At 71.7% G+C, this 20,113-nt stretch carries 21 protein-coding genes and 2 pseudogenes; 12 read left to right on the top strand and 11 right to left on the bottom strand.

Annotated features, from left to right (window positions below):
- Positions 1-52: 52 nt before the first annotated feature.
- On the bottom strand, positions 53-748 hold the full coding sequence (locus ACE1OC_RS41765) for a ScbR family autoregulator-binding transcription factor (RefSeq protein ID WP_407841898.1): 696 nt from the start codon (positions 746-748) through the stop codon (positions 53-55).
- Between the two features lie 165 nt (positions 749-913).
- On the opposite strand from ACE1OC_RS41765, the gene ACE1OC_RS41760 reads away from it, so the two are divergent.
- The 4 genes from ACE1OC_RS41760 to ACE1OC_RS41745 all read left to right on the top strand — a co-directional run bounded on the left by ACE1OC_RS41760 (position 914) and on the right by ACE1OC_RS41745 (position 5,183).
- A complete protein-coding gene (locus tag ACE1OC_RS41760) occupies positions 914-1,858 on the top strand; it encodes a ScbA/BarX family gamma-butyrolactone biosynthesis protein (RefSeq protein WP_407841897.1) in 945 nt (314 codons plus the stop codon).
- Positions 1,859-2,007: 149 nt separating this feature from the next.
- Complete coding sequence (locus ACE1OC_RS41755) at positions 2,008-3,270, top strand: cytochrome P450 family protein (RefSeq protein WP_407841896.1); 1,263 nt, start codon at positions 2,008-2,010, stop codon at positions 3,268-3,270.
- A 62-nt stretch (positions 3,271-3,332) separates the two neighbouring features.
- Positions 3,333-4,094, top strand: a complete 762-nt coding sequence (locus tag ACE1OC_RS41750) for an SDR family NAD(P)-dependent oxidoreductase (protein WP_407842051.1) — start codon at positions 3,333-3,335, stop codon at positions 4,092-4,094.
- A 141-nt stretch (positions 4,095-4,235) separates the two neighbouring features.
- On the top strand, positions 4,236-5,183 hold the full coding sequence (locus ACE1OC_RS41745; RefSeq protein ID WP_407841895.1) for an NAD-dependent epimerase/dehydratase family protein: 948 nt from the start codon (positions 4,236-4,238) through the stop codon (positions 5,181-5,183).
- A gap of 21 nt (positions 5,184-5,204) precedes the next feature.
- Here ACE1OC_RS41745 and ACE1OC_RS41740 read toward each other — a convergent pair whose 3' ends face one another.
- Positions 5,205-6,329 (bottom strand): ABC transporter substrate-binding protein, encoded by a 1,125-nt coding sequence (locus ACE1OC_RS41740; protein WP_407841894.1) that lies wholly within the window; start codon positions 6,327-6,329, stop codon positions 5,205-5,207.
- A 690-nt stretch (positions 6,330-7,019) separates the two neighbouring features.
- Between ACE1OC_RS41740 and ACE1OC_RS41735 the strand changes: the two are divergent.
- From ACE1OC_RS41735 to ACE1OC_RS41725, 3 genes and pseudogenes are all read left to right on the top strand, one after another.
- Positions 7,020-8,003: pseudogene (locus ACE1OC_RS41735) on the top strand (endonuclease/exonuclease/phosphatase family protein); the annotation flags it as partial.
- Positions 8,004-8,012: 9 nt separating this feature from the next.
- A pseudogene (locus ACE1OC_RS41730) lies at positions 8,013-8,729 on the top strand (alpha/beta fold hydrolase); the annotation flags it as partial.
- Between the two features lie 30 nt (positions 8,730-8,759).
- A complete protein-coding gene (locus tag ACE1OC_RS41725) occupies positions 8,760-9,191 on the top strand; it encodes a GNAT family N-acetyltransferase (RefSeq protein WP_407842050.1) in 432 nt (143 codons plus the stop codon).
- A gap of 31 nt (positions 9,192-9,222) precedes the next feature.
- Here the strand turns inward: ACE1OC_RS41725 and ACE1OC_RS41720 are convergent, their stop codons facing one another.
- The 4 genes from ACE1OC_RS41720 to gdhA form a co-directional block, all read right to left on the bottom strand.
- The gene (locus ACE1OC_RS41720) at positions 9,223-10,116 is read right to left on the bottom strand and encodes a DMT family transporter (protein ID WP_250744335.1); all 894 of its coding nucleotides are present in this window, start codon (positions 10,114-10,116) and stop codon (positions 9,223-9,225) included.
- Positions 10,117-10,169: 53 nt separating this feature from the next.
- The gene (locus tag ACE1OC_RS41715) at positions 10,170-10,412 is read right to left on the bottom strand and encodes a hypothetical protein (RefSeq protein WP_407841893.1); all 243 of its coding nucleotides are present in this window, start codon (positions 10,410-10,412) and stop codon (positions 10,170-10,172) included.
- A gap of 58 nt (positions 10,413-10,470) precedes the next feature.
- Positions 10,471-11,832 carry an AMP-binding protein gene (locus tag ACE1OC_RS41710; RefSeq protein ID WP_407841892.1) on the bottom strand — a complete coding sequence of 454 codons (1,362 nt, stop codon included), beginning with the start codon at positions 11,830-11,832 and terminating at the stop codon, positions 10,471-10,473.
- A gap of 292 nt (positions 11,833-12,124) precedes the next feature.
- Complete coding sequence (gene gdhA / locus ACE1OC_RS41705; protein WP_407841891.1) at positions 12,125-13,489, bottom strand: NADP-specific glutamate dehydrogenase; 1,365 nt, start codon at positions 13,487-13,489, stop codon at positions 12,125-12,127.
- A gap of 243 nt (positions 13,490-13,732) precedes the next feature.
- On the opposite strand from gdhA, the gene ACE1OC_RS41700 reads away from it, so the two are divergent.
- Positions 13,733-14,221 (top strand): DUF1772 domain-containing protein, encoded by a 489-nt coding sequence (locus tag ACE1OC_RS41700; RefSeq protein ID WP_407841890.1) that lies wholly within the window; start codon positions 13,733-13,735, stop codon positions 14,219-14,221.
- Positions 14,222-14,246: 25 nt separating this feature from the next.
- Here ACE1OC_RS41700 and ACE1OC_RS41695 read toward each other — a convergent pair whose 3' ends face one another.
- Positions 14,247-14,792 carry an anthrone oxygenase family protein gene (locus ACE1OC_RS41695; protein WP_407841889.1) on the bottom strand — a complete coding sequence of 182 codons (546 nt, stop codon included), beginning with the start codon at positions 14,790-14,792 and terminating at the stop codon, positions 14,247-14,249.
- Positions 14,793-14,952: 160 nt separating this feature from the next.
- Between ACE1OC_RS41695 and ACE1OC_RS41690 the strand changes: the two genes are divergently transcribed.
- The gene (locus ACE1OC_RS41690; protein ID WP_407841888.1) at positions 14,953-15,438 is read left to right on the top strand and encodes a GNAT family N-acetyltransferase; all 486 of its coding nucleotides are present in this window, start codon (positions 14,953-14,955) and stop codon (positions 15,436-15,438) included.
- A 27-nt stretch (positions 15,439-15,465) separates the two neighbouring features.
- On the opposite strand, the gene ACE1OC_RS41685 is transcribed toward ACE1OC_RS41690, so the two are convergent.
- The 3 genes from ACE1OC_RS41685 to ACE1OC_RS41675 all read right to left on the bottom strand — a co-directional run bounded on the left by ACE1OC_RS41685 (position 15,466) and on the right by ACE1OC_RS41675 (position 17,618).
- Positions 15,466-16,389: an AraC family transcriptional regulator gene (locus ACE1OC_RS41685; RefSeq protein WP_407841887.1), complete on the bottom strand. Its 924-nt coding sequence runs from the start codon at positions 16,387-16,389 to the stop codon at positions 15,466-15,468.
- A 102-nt stretch (positions 16,390-16,491) separates the two neighbouring features.
- Positions 16,492-17,334, bottom strand: coding sequence for an NAD(P)H-binding protein (locus tag ACE1OC_RS41680; RefSeq protein WP_407841886.1), 843 nt, complete (start codon positions 17,332-17,334; stop codon positions 16,492-16,494).
- An 80-nt stretch (positions 17,335-17,414) separates the two neighbouring features.
- Entirely contained in the window at positions 17,415-17,618 is a 204-nt protein-coding gene (locus ACE1OC_RS41675) for a DUF4287 domain-containing protein (protein ID WP_407841885.1), read from the bottom strand.
- Positions 17,619-17,727: 109 nt separating this feature from the next.
- Between ACE1OC_RS41675 and ACE1OC_RS41670 the strand changes: the two genes are divergently transcribed.
- The 3 genes from ACE1OC_RS41670 to ACE1OC_RS41660 all read left to right on the top strand — a co-directional run bounded on the left by ACE1OC_RS41670 (position 17,728) and on the right by ACE1OC_RS41660 (position 19,544).
- The gene (locus ACE1OC_RS41670; RefSeq protein ID WP_407841884.1) at positions 17,728-18,579 is read left to right on the top strand and encodes an alpha/beta fold hydrolase; all 852 of its coding nucleotides are present in this window, start codon (positions 17,728-17,730) and stop codon (positions 18,577-18,579) included.
- Positions 18,580-18,639: 60 nt separating this feature from the next.
- A complete protein-coding gene (locus tag ACE1OC_RS41665; RefSeq protein ID WP_407841883.1) occupies positions 18,640-18,879 on the top strand; it encodes a hypothetical protein in 240 nt (79 codons plus the stop codon).
- A 113-nt stretch (positions 18,880-18,992) separates the two neighbouring features.
- Positions 18,993-19,544, top strand: coding sequence for a flavoprotein (locus ACE1OC_RS41660; protein ID WP_407841882.1), 552 nt, complete (start codon positions 18,993-18,995; stop codon positions 19,542-19,544).
- 47 nt (positions 19,545-19,591) lie between these two features.
- Here the strand turns inward: ACE1OC_RS41660 and ACE1OC_RS41655 are convergent, their stop codons facing one another.
- Positions 19,592-20,098 carry a DinB family protein gene (locus ACE1OC_RS41655; RefSeq protein WP_407841881.1) on the bottom strand — a complete coding sequence of 169 codons (507 nt, stop codon included), beginning with the start codon at positions 20,096-20,098 and terminating at the stop codon, positions 19,592-19,594.
- Positions 20,099-20,113 lie beyond the last annotated feature (15 nt).

Below are 20,113 nucleotides of genomic sequence, written 5' to 3'. Positions count from 1 at the left end.
GGAAGTGGGGGAAAGCGTGCGTTCCACAGGACGCATCGTCCTGCGGGAGGTACTAGTCCTGGAGCTCGTCCGGCTCGACGAGTTCGGTCTCGGCCCGCTCGCGCAGATGCTTCTCCAGGTCGGCGATGACCCGCTCGGCACGGCCCGGAGCCATGTCCAGTTCGGCCAGTACCGTCGGCAGGGCGATGATCGGCATGATGTGCCTGAGCAGCACGGATACCCGTACTTCCAGGTCCTCCCAGTCGGTCAGCACCTCCGAGAGCACCTGCACTCCGGTGAAGGCGCCGACGAAGAGGTTGGCGACCGCGTCCAGGTCCACGTGCGCGTGGAGTTCACCGCACTCCCGGGCCAGCCCGAGTGCGAAACGGTTGTGCTCGATCCAGTCCTGGTAGGGACGCAAGCGGTCCGCGTGGTGACTTCCGCGCTCCAGGGAGAGCCTCAGGCTGCCCTGCACGATCGGATCACTGCGGATCTGAACGGCGAAGAGCATGCCCTTGTCGATCAGCTCCTGGAGCCGGGTGCTCCGCGGTACGAGCGGGAAGCCGAGCGTGTCGATCTGGCTGGCCAGAACGGCCTGGGCCAGCTCTTCTTTGCCCTTGAAGTAGTAGTAGAAGGCGCCCTTGGTGAGGCCGAGCCGCTGGTACACGTCCGCGATCGTGGCCCCGTTGAAGCCCTTCTCCGCGAATACGGCGCCGGCCGCCTCGACGATGAGCTGCCGGGTGCGCCGAGAAGCCTCCCTCTGAGACACCCTCGCTCCTTCCACGATGCTGGCGGCCAATCATGCACCTCCTCGAGGGTACGAGCATGTCACCGAAAACAGCCGTTGCAAATTATACCAGGCAGCACGTATCTTGCGGCGACCGGGACATACCATCAGCGGCTCGAATCTGCCTTGGAGCCCGAGGGGGAGTTCATGTTAATAACGTCATATCAGACCAAAAACGCCCAAAGACCATCGGTCGGGGTCTCAGTTGCAAGGCCTCCGGCCGTACCGAACTGGCTTGTACACCGCCCTGACACCTCCGAGGTGTTCCTGTCCGACTGGGAACGAACCGGTACCGACCGGTTCAATGTTTCCCTGCGCTGGCCGAAAAACCATCCTTTCCATACCGCCCTCCATGGTTTTCGTGCCCCCGCCGTCATCGCGGAAGCCATTCGCCAGACGGGCATCCTGCTCTCCCACGCCGAGTACGGCGTCCCGCTCGGGCACCAGTTCCTCATGTCCGACATCCACTACCGGATCGATCCCGAACTCCTGGGAACGGACGGCGACTCCCCCATCCACATGGACGTGACCTGCACGGACCTCAAGCGCCGGGGCAACCGGTTCTCCGGCATGGTCTGCCACATGACCGTGGTGCGGGACGGCCAAGTCATCGCCACCGGCGGCGGCAGTCTGACGTGCACCTCTCCCGGCGCCTACCGCCGGATGCGGGGCGAGCAGGCCGACGCCCGGCCGCTCCTGCCCGTGCCGGAACCTGTGCACCCCGCCCTGGTACTGCGGACCGACCCCGCCCACGTCCTGCTGGCTCCCACCAGGGATCCCCGGTGCTGGACCCTGCGGCCGCACACCACGAGCAGGACGCTGTTCGCACACGAAAACGATCATGTGCCCGGCATGGTCCTCCTGGAGGCCTCCCACCAGGCCTTCTTCGCCGTCGCCGGCACGACCCGGATGTACCCCACCGCGCTCCGCCTGACCTTCGACCGGTACGCGGAGTTCAACACCCCCTGCCTGGTTCAGGCACAGCCGGTGACCCGGAACCGGGACAACACCGTCTCCCTGAGTGTCACCGGCCACCAGAGCGGCCGACGCGTCTTCCTCGCCCTGCTCGAAGCAATTCCCGTTTCCGCCTGATCTCCTCCCTTTCCAGCGAAATGGGAACCGGTTTCTGGTGATCCACTGTGCGAGACACCCACGCTCGAAGTGGCGGCAAGGGCTGCGACATGCCAGCCTGTGACGTCACCCGACTCACCGTCACCAGCAGTTGTAGGGGGGATACTCCTGTGAGCAGGCAGTGCCCGTTCGTCATCGATCCGCTCGGCCAGGACATTCACGGAGAAATCAAGGAAATACGCTCCCGCGGGCGCGCCGTCGAAATCGTGCTCCCCGGTGGCGTGGAGGCGTGGTCCGTCACTGACTACGCGCTCGTGAAACGCCTGCTCACCGATCCCCGGGTGTCGAAGGACGCCTACCGGCACTGGCCGGCGTGGATCAGCGGAGAAGTCGACCAGGAGTGGCCGCTGGCCATTTGGGTCTCGGTGCAGAACATGGTCACCGCCTACGGCGACGAGCACGCGCGCCTGCGCAAGCCGGTGGCGGGGGAGTTCACCATGCGCCGGGTGGCCGCCCTCCGGCCGCGGGTCGAGGAGATCGCCGACGAGTTGCTGGACCGCCTGGAACAGGTCCCGGCGGAACAGTCCGTGGACCTCCGCAAGGAATTCGCCCACGTACTGCCGCACGCGGTCGTCTGCGAGCTTTTCGGAATTCCGCATTCCGCGCGTGATCCGCTCCAGACGATCATCGACAGTTTCTTCGCCACCTCGATCACCCCCGAGGACGCGATGGCGAATGGCATAGCCATGTACGAGATCCTGAACGAAGTCGTCGCGCACAAGAGGGAGAATCCTGCCGACGACCTGACCTCGGGACTCGTCGCCGCGCGCGACTCGGGCGCGGCGGACATGAGCGAGAAGGAACTGCTCGACAATCTCATCCTCCTCTTCACCGCCGGGTACGAGACGACGGTGAACCTCATCGACAATGCTGTCGTCTCCCTGCTCACGCACCCCGAGCAGCTCGAACTCGTACGGGCAGGCAAGGCCTCGTGGGAGGACGTGATCGACGAGTCCCTGCGCGTGGACCCGCCCGGCGCGCACAGCATCCTGCGCTACGCCGTCGAGGACATCGAGATCGACGACGACGTGCGGATCCCGCAGGGCGACCCGATCGTCATCTGCTTCGCCGGAGCGGGCCGCGATCCCCTCCACCACGGGGCCGGGGCGGACCTCTTCGACATCACCCGCGACACCCGCGCCGATCACGTCTCGTTCGGGTACGGAGCCCACCACTGTCTCGGCGTGAACCTGGCCCGGATGGAGGTCGCCATCGCGCTGTCGGCGCTCTTCGAGCGGTTCCCCGACGCCGCCCTGGCCGTACCGGCCTCAGAGCTCCGGCCGAAGTTCTCGTTCGTCTCGAACGGTCACCGGACGGTTCCCGTGATCCTGGGCCCGCCCGGCCCCCGCAATGGGTCTGTTTTCGGCCAATAGTGCCGGGACGACCCCTCCCTGAAGACCCCCGCCGGACCGCGGCAGACGAAAGACTCACCATGATGGAAAAGACCGGCCTCCTCACGGGCAGGCGCGCCCTGATCACCGGCGCCAGCAGCGGCATCGGGGCGGCCGCCGCCCGGGTGTTCTGCGAGAACGGGGCCTCGGTCCTGCTCACCGCCCGGCGCGAGAAGGAACTGGCCACGCTCACCCGCGAACTGACGGACCAGGGTTTCACCGCCGCCTACGCCGTCGTCGACGTGGCCAACGCCGAAGAGGTCAAGGCGGCGGTGGACAAGGCGGTGGAGCTCTTCGGGGGCCTGGACGCCGCCTTCAACAACGCGGGGCTGGGTACCGTGCCCGCGCCGCTGCACCTCACCGAGGACGCGGACTTCGAGGCCGTCATGGCCACCAATGTCCGCGGCACGTGGAACTGCATGAAGTACGAGATCGCCGCGATGCTGCCGAACGGCGGGGCGATCGTGAACAACAGCAGCGTCGCGGGCCTGGTCAGCACTCTGGCGGGGGCCGCGTACATCGCCTCGAAGCACGCGATCATCGGACTGACGAAGGCCGCCGCCGAGTACTCCGCCCAGGGCGTCCGGGTCAACGCCATCGCTCCCGGCACGACGCGCAGCGAGATGATGGCCCAGTGGTTCGACCTGAACCCCGGCATCGAGGAGCAGCTGCACGCCATGGCACCGCTGCCGCGTACGGCGGATCCGCGCGAGATCGCGCACGCGGCCGCATGGCTGCTGAGCGACCAGGCGTCCTTCGTGGTCGGCGCGACCGTCCCGGTGGACGGCGGCTGGACCGCCCGCTGACGCCTCCGCACGACTGCGTCGGCCCGCGCAACGGGAACTCGGCGGAACATGACGGAACCCCGCGGCGAAGAAGAGAAGAAGAGCCGTACGGGCCCGTCGGAGCCCCCGTCCGGGCCGGGCCCACGCCGATAAAGTCACCCCATGCAGATAACCGAGAGACACAGGGTGATCGTCCTGACGGGAGCCACCGGTTTCATCGGCTCGGCCGCACTAGACGCCCTGGCCCGTCATCCCGGCGTCCTGGTGCGGGCGCTCGCCCGCACTCCCGGTGCGGAGCGCGAAGGCGTGGAGTGGGTCCGTGCGGACCTGGGCGACCCCGGCTCGCTGCGCGGGGTCTGCGAGGGCGCGGCCGTGCTGGTGAACCTGGCCTCCTACATCGGGCGGGACGAGGAGCGCTGCCACACGGTCAACGTCCTGGGCGGCGCGGCCCTCCTCGCGGAGGCCGCGCGGGCGGGGGTGCGCCGGATCGTCCACCTGTCCACGGCCGCGGTCTACGGGAGCCTCCCGCACCGGGGGATCGAGGTCGACGAGGTGGCCCCGGATCCGGTGTCCGCCGCGAGCCGCACCCGGCTTGCGGCGGAAGCCCCGGTGCTGGCCGCCGGCGGCACCGTCCTGCGGCCGGGGCTGGTGCTGGGCGCCGGTGACCGCTGGGTGGTCCCGGCCCTCGCCGAGCTGATCGACCGGGTCCCGGCCAGCTGGGACGGCGGCCGCGCGCTGCTGTCCGTGGTCGACGTCGGCGAGCTGGCCCGCCTGATCGACGCCCTGGCCACGGCCCCGGGCCCCGTCGCGGGCGGTATCCACCACGCGAGCCACCCCGCCGCGGTGACCAGCGCCGACCTCGTGTCGGCCCTGGCCGATGAAGGGATCCTGCCGGCGGTGCGGGAGGAGTGGTCGTGGGCCCGCTGCCTGGAACAACTCCGGAGGCGTCCGGGCCGGGTGACGGAGCGGCAGTTCTCCCTGCTGGCCCGCGACTACCACCAGCGCGCCGACCCCATCTGGCGCCTGACCCGCCTGCGCCCCACCCCCACGCCCCTCTCCCTGCTGCCCTCCGCCGCCCCCTGGTACCGCGCCCACCTGGCCGGCGCCTGAGAACTCCGCCGACCACCGGGATCAGCGAGCGTCCCCGCCCTCCCCATGGAGGATCCGAAAGCGACCTACGAGCTCCACCGGATCCCGGTCGACGACACGCACGGGTGCCCAGGCCCACTGCCAGACGCCGATCCCCGGCATCCGGGAGAACCGGATCGGCCCACGGGTGCCCTCGACCTCCACCCGCGGCCACGCCCCGGCGACGGCCGCCCGGTCCGTGCCGTACGAACGCAGCACCTCGGCGAGGACGGTGACGCTGTCCCAGCCCTCGAAGGCCACGAACGAGGGCTCCTCGCCGAGCTGCTCGCGGAGCTCCTTCCCCACCCGCTCGCCGAGCGGCCCGAGCCCCTCGGGCAGGTAGCGCAGGAACGGGATCCCGGCGCCGTCCTCTCCCAGCGCCGCGGCCCATCCGGCGAACTCCGGTTGTCCGGCCGGAGCCCCGATCAGGACCTCCCCGAGGCGCCGGTCGCCCCGTACGGCCCTGACGATCGCCGCCGCCGGCTCCGGATACCCGACCAGCAGGAGGAGCGCGGTGGCCCCCTCCGCCACGAGCGTGTCGCACAGCTCCTCGGCAGTGACCCCCTGGGCGTCGATCTCAACGAGGTCACCGCCGCGGGCGGCGAAGCACTCCCGCAGGATGGCGGTCCCGGAAGCCCAGTACACGCTCGGCTGGGTCGCCACGGCGATCCGACGATGCCCCGCCCCCAGCAGGAACTCCGCGTACGTCCGCCAACCACGGGACTGGGCCGGGGCCAGCCGCGCGACCCACTCGGTCGGCTCCTCGACGAGCGCGTCGAGCACCGCGGAGGAGCAGAGGAACGGCACGCCGAGCGCATCGGCCCGCGCGGCCGCCGCCCGGGCGACGACACTGTGGTACTCCCCCACCACGGCGGCCACACCCAGACCGGCGAGTTCCTCCACGGCCGCCGCGGCCCGCTCCGGATCGGCCGCGGTGTCCCGGACCAGGAGCTCCAGCGGCCGCCCACCGATCCCGCCCGCGTCATTGACCTCGCGCACGGCCAGCTCGAGCCCCGCGAGCAACTGCCGCCCCGCGTCGACCCACCCTGGCCGCGTCAACGGCACAAGAGCCCCCAGCCCCACGACCGACCTCCCAGCCGCTGACGACGGCAATGCCGAGGCATTCACAGTGCAACGCTCCTCAGTCCCCACGCCGACACACCCAAAGCCCGCCGACGCCCCCAATGATCATCCCGCCCATTGGACCCACCCCCACCACCCCAAGGCAACCGCCTACCCCACCCACACACCCCCAACAAGCCCAGACACCAAACCCCAACGCCCCCCGGGCGCAACCCCACCGCCTCCGGGCCCCCACTCCCTCACGGACCCGATGCACACCCCCCAGCGGACCCGGGCACAGCCTCACTTGACCCGGACGCCCCCTCACGGACCCGATGCGCACCCCCAACGACCCCCGGGCGCAGCCCCACCAGACCCGGACGCCCCCAACGGGGCCCGGGGCAGAGCCCCGGTTTCGGGAAGGGGCGGGGTGGGGGAGCGGCCCCGCAGGGCCCCCGCCCCCGACGCACACCAGGCGGGAACCGGTTCCCCACCCCCAACGTCGTCGTACCAGCGACACCACGCACTCCCCACAGAACAGGCAGGAACGGCCCCATGACCCAGGAAAGCGCGGGCCCGCCCCCCAGCCCAACCCCGGGCCCGACCGCCCGACCCCACTCCCTCCGCCCTCGCCCTCGCCCTCGCCCTCGCCCTCGCCCTCGCCCCGGCCACCTCGCCTGGCCCACCGCCAGCCCCACGGCCCGACCCCGCCCCCTTCTCCCTCACCCCCGCGCTCTCCCCTGGCCCACCGCCCTCCCCGTCCTCTCCGCCGTCCTACTCGCCGCGCTCCTCACCCGCCCCTCCCTCGTCCCCAACACCCCCGGCCACCCCGGCAGCTTGCTGGAAACCTTCCTCCCCTGGCTCGGCCTGGCCGTCCCCCTGCTCCTCGCCCTGGCCCTAAGACGCCGCTCCGCGGCCACAGCCCTGGCCCTCCTACTCCCCACCGCCGCCTGGCTGTGCCAGTTCGGCACCTTCCTCCCCCACACCGCCACCCCCACCCCCACGCCCACCACCCACTCAACCCACCCCACCCTCACCACCGTCCAGCACAACATCAGCGACGAGAACCAGACCCCCTCCCGCACCGCCAAGGCCCTCGCCGCCCCGCACCCCGCCCTCATCGCCGTCGAGGAACTGACCCCCGGCGCCATCACCGCCTTCACCGCCACCCTCGGCGCCGACTACCCCCACCACGCCACCCACGGCACGGTCGGCCTCTGGTCGACGTACCCGCTCACCGACGTCCGCCCCGTCGACATCAAACCGTCGGCCCTCGCCGGCGACCCGCACTGGAACCGCGCCCTGCGCGCCACCGCCGCCACCCCCGGCGGGCCCGTCGCCGTCTACGTCGTCCACCTGCCCTCCCTTCGCCTCGGCGCCTCCGGCTTCGGCTCCGCCCGCCGCGACGAAAGCGCCGTCCTCCTCGGCTCCGCCCTCGCTGCGGAACCCGCCGACCGCGTCGTCCTGCTCGGGGACCTCAACGGCACCGCCGACGACCGCGGCCTGGCCCCCATCCGCACCGCCCTGGCGGCGAAGCCGACACCCACCCCGGCCGCGGCCGAAGCCGCCGCCCAAGCCCCCGCCCCCACCGCCGGCTTCGCCTTCACCTGGCCCGCGGCCTTCCCCCTGGCCCGGATCGACCAGATCCTGGCCCGCTCGGGCACCGTCACCCGCGTCCGAACGCTCCCCGCCACCTCCAGCGATCACCTGCCCCTCACCGCCGACATCCAGTTCGATTAACGTACGGTCATGACTGACTTCGTACTCGTGGCAGGCGCCTGGCTGGGAGCAGCGGCATGGGACGAGGTGGCCGCCGAACTCCGCACCGCACTGCGCAGCACGGACGGCGACCACGAGATCCACGCCCTGACCCTGTCCGGCCTCGCGGACAAGCAGGGCATCCCAGCCGGCCAGCAGACTCACGTCACGGACATAGTCGACGCCATCGACGAGCTCGGCCTGCGCGATGTGGTCCTCGTGGGCCACAGCTACTCCGGCATCCCGGTCGGTCAGGCCGCAGAGCGGATCGGCGCCCGCCTGAACCGGGTGGTCTTCGTCGACGCCAACGTCCCCACCCCCAACGGGTCCTTCGTCTCCAGCTGGCCCGACGGCCGCTCCGCCGTAGAGGCCTCGATCGCCGTGAACGACGGTTTCTGGCCTCCCCTGCAGGCCGCCGACTGCGAGGGCCAGGGCCTCACGGACGAGCAGACCGCCCGGCTCCTCGCCGGTGCGACCCCGCACCCGGGCGCCACGCTGACCGAACCGGCCGTACTGACCCACCCCCTCGCCGAGCTCCCCGCGACCTACGTCAAATGCCTGCTGGACGGCGCCGAACCCCACCCCGACGTGGCGAAGCTCCTGGCCACCGGCCCGGACTGGCAGTGGGTCACCCTGGACACGGGCCACTGGCCGATGTTCTCCGCCCCGTCCGCCCTGGCCCGCATCCTCCTCGACGCCGCCGCGCAGGACACCCCGCCGCCTCCTTCCGGTCTTCGCATCCACGCAGTGGACACCACCTCCGAAGCAGCCCTGAGCGACTGGCAGCACGTCCACAACACGGTCATCCCGACGGCCCTCCTCTCCCTGGAGGACGTACGGGAGCGCTCCGCGCGCCATGTCCTGCACATCGCCCACCTCGGCGACGCCCTCGTCGGATGCACGACGCTGCGGGTCCCCGCCGCCGGCTCCACGACCGCCACCGTGATCGCGCGCGTCCTGCCCGCGTACCGGGGACGGGGTTTCGGACGCGAGCTGTACTCCCACGCACTCGCCCAGGCACGGTCCCTCGGCGCCGAGGTGATCGAGACCGTGGTCCTCGCGTCCAACCCGGAGGGCCTGAGCTTTGCGCACCGAGCGGGCTTCATCGAGTTCGACCGCTACGTCCTCCCCGGCGACACCGTGCCCTTCGTAGACCTGCGCCTCGCGTGAGCGTCCCCTGGGTCCGCTTTGACGACAGGCCCTAGGCCGGACTCCGCCGTTTCCGGGAGACCGCGACCCCGGCCAGGCAGACCGCGCCGCCGAGCAGGGTCAGTGCGGCCGGGACCTCGTCGAGGGCGATCCACGCGATGAGCACCACGACGGCGGGCACCGCGTAGGTGGTCGCGCCCATCTTCCCCGCGGTGGTCCGCGACAGCGCGTACGTCCAGGTGGTGAAGGCGAGCGCGGTCGGGAAGAGCCCCAGGTAGAGCATGTTGAGGACGGCGGCGAGCGGAGCCCCGGGAAGCTGGTCGACGAGCTGCCCGACGAAGGGCAGGGTGACGGCCGTACCGACGAAGCAGCCGTACGTGGTCACCTGGATCGGGCTCGCGTACGCCAGCGCCGGCTTCTGCGCGACCACCCCGGCCCCGTACGTGAGCGCGGCGACCAGGCAGAGCAGGACCCCTCCCAGCGAGGCCGACCCGCCGTTCGAGGTGGACAGTCCGACCAGCACCGCTCCGGCGAAGGAGACCGCCATGCCCGCCAACAGCAGGGGCGGGAAGCCCTCCTTCAGCAGCCAGCCGCTGAGCAGCGCGATCACGATCGGGCCGATGTTGACGATCATGGCCGCGGTACCGGCGTCCACGAGCTGCTCGCCCCAGTTCAGCGTCACCATGTAGAGCCCGAACCAGAGCACACCGGAGACCAGGATCCCGGGCCACGCCTGCCTCGGAGGCGGCGGCACCCGCTTGACGACCAGAACCAGCCCGAGCGCGACCGAGGCGGTCAGCAAGCGTCCGAACGCGAGCGCTCCGGGCCCGAAGTGCGCGGCCGCCGAGCGGATCGAAACGAACGCGGAAGCCCACAGCACGACGGTCACTCCGGCGGCTATCAGAGCCCGCCGATCGGTCCTGACCTGATCAGACGTCTTGTCCATGCGAGCAAGCTACCTGCCCCACCCGAAAGCCCCGTTGCCCTTTTCCCGCGCGCCTACGCTCCCGCCGGTGCCAGCAGGCTGCGCAGCCGCTCCGCGTAGCCCCGGGGGTGCGTGGTGTTGCCGATGTGGCCCCCGGGGAAGACCCGTATCTCCGTGTCCAGGAGGGCGGACGGGGTGGCGGTGCCCAGCGCCGGGATGATGCGCGTCGGGGTCCGGGGCAGGGCGTCCACATCGAGGGTGTCCTCGCCCGTGCCCTCGGCGAGACCGAAGCAGAACGACTGCCGGAGCTGACCCACGCACTGGAGGTCCTGGCCCGCCACCTGGTGCCCCGCGGCACGCCCTGACCACGCACCGTCAGGCGTCGCCCAGCAGCAGCTTCTTCTGCGGCTTGCCCATCGCGTTGCGCGGGATCGCCGCCACGAACCGCACCTCGCGCGGCCGCTTGTGCACCGACAGGTGCGCGGCGACGAAGTCCGTCAGTTCCGGCCCGGTGACGCCCTCGGCCACCACGAAGGCCACGATCCGCTGCCCGAGATCCGCGTCCGGGAGCCCCACCACCGCCGCCTCGCTCACCTTGGGGTGGTCCAGCAGCGCGTTTTCGATCTCACCGGCGCCGATCCGGTAGCCCCCCGACTTGATCATGTCGATGGAGGCCCGGCCGACGATCCGGTGGACCCCGTCGGCCTCGTCGACGGCCGCGATATCGCCCGTGCGGAACCACCCGTCCTCGGTGTAGGCGGCGGCCGTGGCCTCGGGCCGGCCCAGGTACCCGGAGAACAGCGTCGGCCCGGTGAGCTGGAGCTCGCCGATCTCCGCGCCGTCCTCCGCCGCGATCCGCGTACGGATCCCCCGGAGCGGGGTGCCGACCGTACCGGGCCGCACCTCCCCGCCCGCGCGCCCGCTCACGGTGATCAGCGTCTCGGTCATCCCGTACCGCTCCACGGGCCGCAGCCCGGTCAGCCGCTCCAGGTCCCGGAAGACCGGCGCGGGCAGCGCGGCACTGCCGGAGACGAGCAACCGGGCCCCGCCCAGCGCGGCGGCCGCCGCCGGCGCCCCCGCGATACGGGACCACACGGTCGGCACCCCGAAGTACAGGCTGCCCCCGGCCTCCGCGTAGGCCTCCGGGGTGGGCCGCCCGGTGTGCACGAGACGGCTGCCGGTACGCAGGGCGCCGAGCACCCCGAGGACGAGGCCGTGCACGTGGAACAGCGGCAGCCCGTGCACGAGGGTGTCCTCGGCGCTCCACTGCCAGGCCTCGGCGAGGGCGTCGAGATCGGCGGCCACGGCCTCGGCGGTGAGCACGACCCCCTTGGGCGGGCCGGTGGTCCCTGAGGTGTAGAGAATCAGCGCCGGCCGCCCGGGCCCGGCCGCCGCCCCGTCCAGATCCCCGCCCCCGCCCCCGCCACGCCGTGCGAAGTCCACGTCGACGAGCACCGCGCCGGAGTCCCGCAGGATGTGCTCCCGCTCGGCGGGCCCCGCATCGGGCGGCAGCGGTACGAAGGGCACCCCGGCCAGCATCCCGCCGACGACGGCGGCGACGGTCTCCAGCGAGGCCGTCGCGGTCACCGCGAAGGCGGGCGCCCCGGCGACATCGCCGGCCACGGCACGAGCCGCGCCGAGCAGTTCCTCATAGGAGGCCACCCGCCCGGCCACCCGCAGGGCATCGGGCCGGTCTCCGTACACCCCGGTGAGCGCGGTCAGCACTGATCCCCCCAAGCAGTCCGATCACATCCAACCGCCCCACCCTACGACCGACCCACGCCCCCCCCCACCCAGCCCGGACCGGCCCCCACCCCACAACCCCGCCGCCGTTCAAGGCGCGCGGTCCGGGGCGGCCCCCACCCCCACAGCCCCGCCGGCGTTTGAGGCGCGCGGTCCGGGGCGGAGCCCCGGGGAACGGAGGAAGGGCGGGTCGGGGACAACCTCACGCAGCGCCACCCACGACCGGCACCCCGTACCCCGCCCCGCCCCACCCCTCAGCGCGTCAACGCGTCAACGCGTCAACGCGTCAAATCAGCCCCTGCGCCAGCATCGCGTCCGCCACCCGCTCGAACCCCGCGATGTTCGCCCCGGTCACATAGTCCCCGGCGGAGCCGTACCGCTCGGCGGTCGCGTACGACACCGCGTGGATGTCCCGCATGATCCCCGCCAGCTCCGCCTCGACCCGCTCCGCGCTCCACGCCACGCGCCCCGCGTTCTGCGCCATCTCCAGCGCGCTGACCGCGACCCCGCCCGCGTTCGCCGCCTTGCCCGGCCCGAAGGACACCCCGGCCGCCTGCAGCAGGTGCACCGCCTCCCGCGTGGTCGGCATGTTCGCGCCCTCCGACACCGCCTTGACCCCGTTCGCGATCAGCGTCCGCGCGTCATCGGCGGTCAGCTCGTTCTGCGTGGCCGACGGGAAGGCGACCTCCGCCGCCACGTCCCAGACGCGCCCGCCCGGCACGAACCGCGCCGACGGCCCGCGACGCTGCGCGTACTCGCTCACGCGCCCGCGCTCGACCTCCTTGATCTGCTTCAGCAGCGCGAGGTCGATGCCCTTCTCATCGACCACGTACCCCTGGGAGTCGGACGCCGTCAGCGGGTTCGCCCCCAGCTGCTGCAGCTTCTCGATCGTGTACAGCGCGACGTTGCCCGAGCCGGAGACGACCGCCGTCAGCCCGTCCAGCGCCAGCCCCTTGACCGCCAGCATCTCGGCGGCGAACAGCACGCTGCCGTAGCCCGTGGCCTCCGGACGGATCAGCGAGCCGCCCCAGCCCTGGCCCTTGCCGGTCAGGACGCCGGCCTCCCAGCGGTTGGTGATGCGCCGGTACTGCCCGAACAGGTAGCCGATCTCACGCCCGCCCACACCGATGTCGCCCGCCGGCACATCCGTGTGCTCACCGATGTGACGGTAGAGCTCGGTCATGAAGGACTGGCAGAAGCGCATGACCTCGGCGTCCGACCGCCCGTGCGGGTCGAAGTCGCTGCCGCCCTTGCCGCCGCCGATGCCGAGCCCGGTCAGCGCGTTCTTGAAGATCTGCTCGAAGCCGAGGAACTTCACCACGCCGATGTCCACGGACGGGTGAAAGCGCAGGCCGCCCTTGTACGGGCCGAGCGCGCTGTTGAATTCGACGCGGTAGCCGCGATTGACGTGGACGCGACCACGGTCATCGGTCCACGGCACCCGGAAGATGATCTGCCGCTCCGGCTCGACGAGCCGCTCCAGCAGGGCCACACCCGGTTCCGCGTACTCGGGACGCGCCGCGAACACGGGGGCCAGGGTGTCCAGGACCTCCCGTACGGCCTGGTGGAACTCGGGCTGGGCGGGGTTCCGGCGCTCGATGTCGGCGCGCAGCGCGTCCAGCCGGCCCTGCGGGTCCTTGGGGTCCGTCACGGTCTGTTCCTCCAGGTCTCGATGTGGGGACCGGCCCCGAGATGCGGCTCGAAGCTGCCGGACCAGAATTCCGCATGGCGGAAACCAACATCCGAACACAGTCCCCAGCCGGAGGGTACCCCTCCAGCCGACCACGGCCACGAGCCTTTCCGGCCTGCTCTCATCGGCGCCCACTCCACCATGGATGACTCGACGCCCGCTCCACCATGGACAGAACCACGGGGCAGGACATAGACAGGCCATATGGACATCGCACGGGTCGCCGCCCTCGTCGCCGCGACGCTCACCACAGGCCTCATGGCGGGCCTCTTCTTCGCTTTCGACGTCTCGGTGATGCCGGCGCTGAAGCGCTCCGACGACCGGACCCTCATCTCCGTGATGCAGCGCGTGAACACGTCCATCATCAATGGCTGGTTCATGCTGGCGTTCCTGGGCGCGCTCCTGTTCACCGGCCTCGCCCTGGCCCTGCACCTGACCGCCGGCGAGCACGCGCCGCTGCCCGCGCTGACGGGCGCCCTCGTCCTCTACGTGCTCGCCGTCGCGGTCACCAGCCGGGTGAACATCCCCCTCAACAACGCGCTGGAGGCGGCCGGCCCCGCCGAGCGGATCACGGATCCGGCCGCCGTGCGCACGGCGTTCGAGAAGAAGTGGGTACCCGCCAACCGCTGGCGTACCGCCCTGTGCACGGCCGCCCTGGCCTGCCAGTCCTGGGCCCTCCTCGTGGCGGCCTAGCCGACCAGCGGCCTAGGGCCTGTCGTCAGCGACCGCGCCCGGACGCCACCGCTCCCACCGCTCCCGCCGCCCGCCCGTACAGTACGAGCGCCCGCGCCAGGGCGGTCAGCGCCGCCGCGCAGAGCAGGGTGCGCACGATGTTCGCCGTCTCCCAGGTGCCCTTGAACTTCTCGACGATCGAGAAGTCGGTCAGCTTCGCGGCGTCACCCAGGTCGGCGAGTTCATTGTTGAGCGGGATGTTGACCGCGAAGGTGACGACGAGCACGACGAGGTACGCCGCCGCGGCCACCGCGGCCCACAGCGCGACCGTACGGCGCCCGGCGCGCGCCTCGACGAACGCCGCGGCGAAGGCGGCGAGGAGCGCGACGACGAAGACCGTCCCGAAGAGCGGGTTGCCGTCGATGACGGCGTTGAAGCTCTGCATCGCCGTGACGTACGTACGGTCGTCGGTCTTCGCCAGTCCCGGCATCACCGAGACGTCGAAGGCGAAGAACAGCCCCGCCATCAGGCCGACCAGGACGGTCGACAGGACGAGCAGTGCGGTGGAGAGTCTCGTACCGGTGGTTCCCATCAGTGTGCCCCCGTATATGAGTCGAAATCCCAATCCGGGAGGCTCCCACCGCCCCCCGACGGCTGTTGATCGTGCCATCACGGGCGCCGTCCGGCCAGTGAATCTTCCGTGCCGCACGGCCGCCGCCAACTCGCATGTAGCGCACACGTAGGCTGCACGGATGAGCACATCCGCCGCCTCCCTCCGCCTCGCACCGGTCACCCCCGACAACTTCGCCGCCGTCTGCGCGCTGTCGGTCCGCCCCGACCAGGAGCACCTCGTCTCCTCGGTCGTGAAGTCGCTGGCCGAGGCCTACGTCCACGGCGAGACGGCCTGGCCCAGGGCGATCGTCGACGGCGACGAGGTCGTCGGCTTCGTGATGGCCTTCCTGGACATCGCCTGGGATCCGGCCAAGGACCCCCACGACATCCGCTCCGGCCTCTGGCGCCTGAACATCTCGGCCGCCCACCAGTCCAAGGGCTACGGCCGCTTCGCGGTCACGGCGGTCACCGCCGAACTCCGCCGCCGGGGCGCCTCCCACGCCTACGTCACCTGGCACCCGGGCCCCGGCACCCCCGAACCCTTCTACCTCTCCCTCGGCTTCCGCCCGACGGGCGAACAGAGCGACGGCGAAACCGTGGCCGTTCTGGACCTCGCCAACCTGTAGTCCCCTGCCCCCGCCACGCCCCACCCCCTACCCCGCGGGGGCGGCCGAGGCCGTCCCCGCCCGGTACTCCCGCGGGCTGACCCCCCGTACCCGCTTGAAGGCCGTCGAGAGGGCGAACGCCGAGCCGTAGCCGACCCGGTGGGCAACTGAGGCGAGCGTCATGGACGGGTCGCGCAGCAGGTCCGCCGCCAGCGCCAGCCGCCACCCCGCCAGATAGGACATCGGCGGCTCGCCGACCAGTTCGGTGAAGCGGCGGGCCAACGCGGCCCGCGAGACGCCGACTTTGCGGGCCAGCGACTCCACGGTCCAGCCGTGGGCCGGGTTCTCGTGCAGGAGCCGCAGTGCCGGGCCGGTGACCGGGTCGTTCTCGGCGCCGCCGCGCTCCGCGAGCCAGCCGCGTACGACGCCGATCAGCAGCAGGTCCAGGATCCGGTTCAGGACGAGTTCCTGGGCCGGCTCCGTACGGGAGATCTCCATGCCCAACAACCCGACCAGCGTGGGGTCCACCGGGCCGACCAGCACCCGCGGCAGCGCGGTGAGCAGGCGGCTGCCGATCTCGCCCGGGTCCTGGTAGGTGCCGCTCAGCAGTACCGCCGAGCCTTCCGCCGCGCCCCAGGTCCGTACCCCGAGGGCCATGGAGTCCGACACGTCCTCCCCGCCGTTCACCCTGCTGCACCGCTGGTCAGGTCCCACCCTGATCTGCGGGGGCGTGTCCTTGGCATCGGCGAGGGTGTACGGCAGCGGTCCCCGTACGAGGGCCGCCTCCCCCGGCGAGACGAGCACCGGCTCGCCCCCGTCGGGCAGCAGCCAGGCCGACCCGTGCACCATCGCCATCACCGAAAGGGGGGCCCGGTCCTCGATCCGGACCGACCAGGGCGGGTTGAACACGCATTTGATGAGGAAGGCCGATGTGGCCTTGGGGCCTTCGAGCAGAGCCGTCAGCGTATCCATCGGCCCATTCTCCCCACCCGCTCCCCGACCACCAGGTGCGCGTTGCGCCCGTCCTCCCGACCGGCCCGCTCCCCGCCCGCCCGCTCCCCGCCCGCCCACTCCCTACACGTCCCAGACGCCGCGGGCCGCCGCCTCCCGCGCGAAGTCCGAGAAGTCCCGCGGCTTGCGGCCCAGCACTTCCTCGACCCCGTCCACCAGGTGCGCGTTGCGGCCGTCCGTGATCAGCGTGAACAGATCACCGAACTCCTCCGGCAGCCCGTTCTCCCGCAGCACCGCCCGGTAGGCCTCGTCCGAGACCGGGACGTACGCGATCTCGCGCCCGGTCGCCTTCGACAGCTCGGCCGCGACGTCGGCGAAGCTGAGCAGCCGCGGGCCGGAGAGCTCGTACGTACGGCCGATGTGCCGGTCCTCGGTCAGCGCGGCCACCACCACGTCGGCGACGTCCTCGGTGTCGACGAACGGCTCGACGGCGTCGGCCGTCGGCAGGGCGATCTCGCCGGCGAGCACCGGCTCCAGGAAGAAGCTCTCGTCGAAGTTCTGGTTGAACCAGGCGGCGCGCACCACCGTCCAGTCGGCCCCGGACTCCTTCAGCGCCTCCTCGCTCCGCTGCGCCGCCTCCTCGCCGCGGCCCGAGAGCAGCACGAGCCGGCGGACCCCGGCGGCGACCGCCGCCCGGGCGAAGGCTCCGATGTGCTCGGCGGCGCCGGGGAAGCCGAGGTCGGGGTAGTAGGTGACGTACGCCCGGTCCACGCCCTCCAGGGCCGGTCCCCAGCTCGCGGGCTCGTTCCAGTCGAAGGCCGGCTCACCGGAGCGCGACCCGATGCGGACGGGACGGCCGAGCCCGGTGAGCTTCTCTGCCACGCGCCGGCCCGTCTTGCCGGTGCCGCCGATGACCAGCGTGCGGAGGGTGGTGTCGGTCTGCGTCTGCTGCGTTGTCTTCGTCATGGGAACCAGTCAACGCCCCACGCCTGAGACGGAACATCGCCGAGAAGCTCAACCGCATACGCCTGCGTCCACGGCTGCGGCTACTTCTCGGTGAGCGCGTGCTTCACGAGCGCGTTGGCGTGCCCGTGCCCGATCCCGTGCTCGCTCTTGAGCCAGCCGACGAGCTCCATGTGCTTGGTCAGCGGCGAGGCACGGATGAGCTCCTGCCACTCCGCGATCGGACGGCCGTACTTCTTCTCGATGGAAGGGAAGTAGCTGGCGGGGCCCTTCACCGGCTCGGTCATGACGATCCTCTTTCCTTCTGCTGCACACGATGCGACGTACGAGGGGTAGACCGATGCCCCCGCGAAAACTCATCGGCCCCACCACAGAAGAATGTCGGATGATCTCTGCATGATGTGGACCGAACGCACCGTCACCCGAGCCGGCACCCGTCTGAGCTGCCGTGATTGGGACTCCCACCACCCCGGCTCCGCCACCCCCGTCGTCCTCCTCCACGGCCTCGCGGGCCACGCGGGCGAATGGGACGCGGCCGCAGCGCACCTGGCCCCGCACCACCGCGTGGTGGCGGTGGACCAGCGCGGCCACGGAGCCAGCGAGCGCCGCCCCGCGGACGTCTCCCGCGCCGCGTACGTCGCGGACGTGCGGGCCGTCTGCGAGCAGCTCGGCCTGCACCGCCCGGTCCTGGTGGGCCAGTCGCTCGGCGGCCACACCGCGATGCTCACCGCCGCCGCCCATCCGGACCTCGTACGGGGCCTCGTGCTGGTCGACGCCGGGGCGGCCCAGTCGGACCCGGGCACCCCGGAGCAGATCGGCGGCTGGCTGGACTCCTGGCCGCTCCCGTTCCCCACCCTGGCCGAGGCGCGCACCTTCCTCACCGGTCAGGGGCTGAACGGCGAGGCCTGGGCTGCCGGCCTGGAGCAGCGCGCGGACGGCTGGCACCCGCGCTTCGAGCGCTCGGTGATGGTCGCGGCCATCACCGAAGCGGTGTCACTCGGTGCGGGCACCCGCGCGTGGTGGCCGGAGTGGCAAGCGGTCCGGTGTCCCACGCTGCTGATCATCGGGGAGAAGGGCATCATGCCGCCCGAGGAATCCGTCCGGATGCTCGACTCGGCCGACCCGTCCACCATGGCGACGGGGGTCTCCGTCCCCGGCTCCGGCCACGACGTCCACCTGGACCGGCCCGCCGTCGTGCACTCCCTGCTGTCCGCCTTCCTCACGGAACTCCGGGCCCAGGCCGTCTAGGTGGCTCCGGCAACCGGGTGGCCGTGGTGACCCCCGTACGACCACGTCGTTCACCAGGTCATGATCAAGCGCATCGTCACCACGGCCCTCATCGCCGGTACCGCGGCCCTCGCCGTCGCCGCCCCCGCCATGGCCGTCGAGCCGCCGCTCGCCGACTCCGTCGCCGGCACCGTCGCAGACGCCCCCCAGGACTTCGCGGGCCTGGTCCCCGGCCAGGCCGGCAAGGACCTGACCGACTTCTCCGGCGCGTTCGACGCGTTCACCGCGGGCAGCGCCCGGCAGACCGTCTCCAACGGCTGACCCGCACGCTCACCCCGAACCCCGAACCCCCGAGCCGAACCGGCCCGGGGGTTCGTCACGTCCGGCCGCGACCTGGGTCAACCACAGGTAGAGCAATATGATCACATTGCGGTATGACCACGACGAAGACCCTCTACCTGCTCTGCTCCGCCGCCCCGCCCGTCTTCGACGTGGCCCATGTCATCGAGGACGCCCAGTCCCGGGGCTGGGACGTCTGCCTCGGCCTCACCCCCACCGCCGCCCACTGGCTGTCCGGCAGCCTCGACGGTCTCGCCGCGCTCACCGGTCACCCCGTCCGCTGGCAGTACAAGCTGCCCGGCGAGCCCGACGTGTGGCCGACGGCCGACGCCCTGCTCTTCGCCCCGGCCACGTTCAACTCCGTCAACGCCTGGGCCCTCGGCCTGACCGACCGCTTCGTCGTCGGGGTCGCCGCCGAGGCCGTCGGAAAGGGCACCCCCGTCGTCACCATGCCCTGCACGAACGCCGCCCTCGCCGCCCACCCGCAGTTCGACCAGTCCCTGGCCGTCCTGCGCGGCGCCGGTGCCAAGGTTCTGTTCGGCGAGGGCGGATTCGTCCCCGGCCCGGCCGGCCCGGACGCCCCGGAGCACTTCCCCTGGGCGGCAGCCCTGGACGAGGTGGACCGCACGACGGCATCCGCCGTCTAGCCCACCCGGGCACCGGCCCCCGGCCCCAGCCCCCCGCGGCGGCGGCCCTACTCCCCCGTGGCCCCGTCGATCGCCTCGCGCAGCAGGTCGGCGTGCCCGTTGTGCCGGGCGTACTCCTCGATCATGTGGGCCAGTACGTAGTGCAGGGAGTACGCCTCACCGTCGGCGGAGCCGGTCACGTCCAGGGACTCGGCCGCGTCCACGATCGCCCGCGAGCGCGCACAGGCGTCCTCCCAGATCTTGAACGAGCCGGCGACGTCCGCATCGTCCACGTGGAACTCCCTCCACTCCCCGGCCTCGTTCTTCCCGAAGTACCCGCGCACGTCCTCGCCGCCCACGACATTGCGGAACCAGCCGCGTTCGACCTCCGCGAGATGCCGTACCAGCCCGAGCAGGCTCAGCCCCGACGGAGCCACCGCCCTGCGCCGCAGCTGCTCGTCCGACAACCCGGCGCACTTCATCATCAGTGTGTCCCGCTGCCACTGGAGAACGCTGGTGAGGGTGGCACGCTCGTCGCCCACCAGCACGGGCCGGGTCCGCTGTTCATCGATCATCGGACGATGATCACA

The organism is Streptomyces stoeckheimensis (assembly GCF_045822005.1).
Classification (GTDB): domain Bacteria; phylum Actinomycetota; class Actinomycetes; order Streptomycetales; family Streptomycetaceae; genus Streptomyces; species Streptomyces stoeckheimensis.
This window is presented reverse-complemented; position numbering and strand designations above follow the sequence as displayed.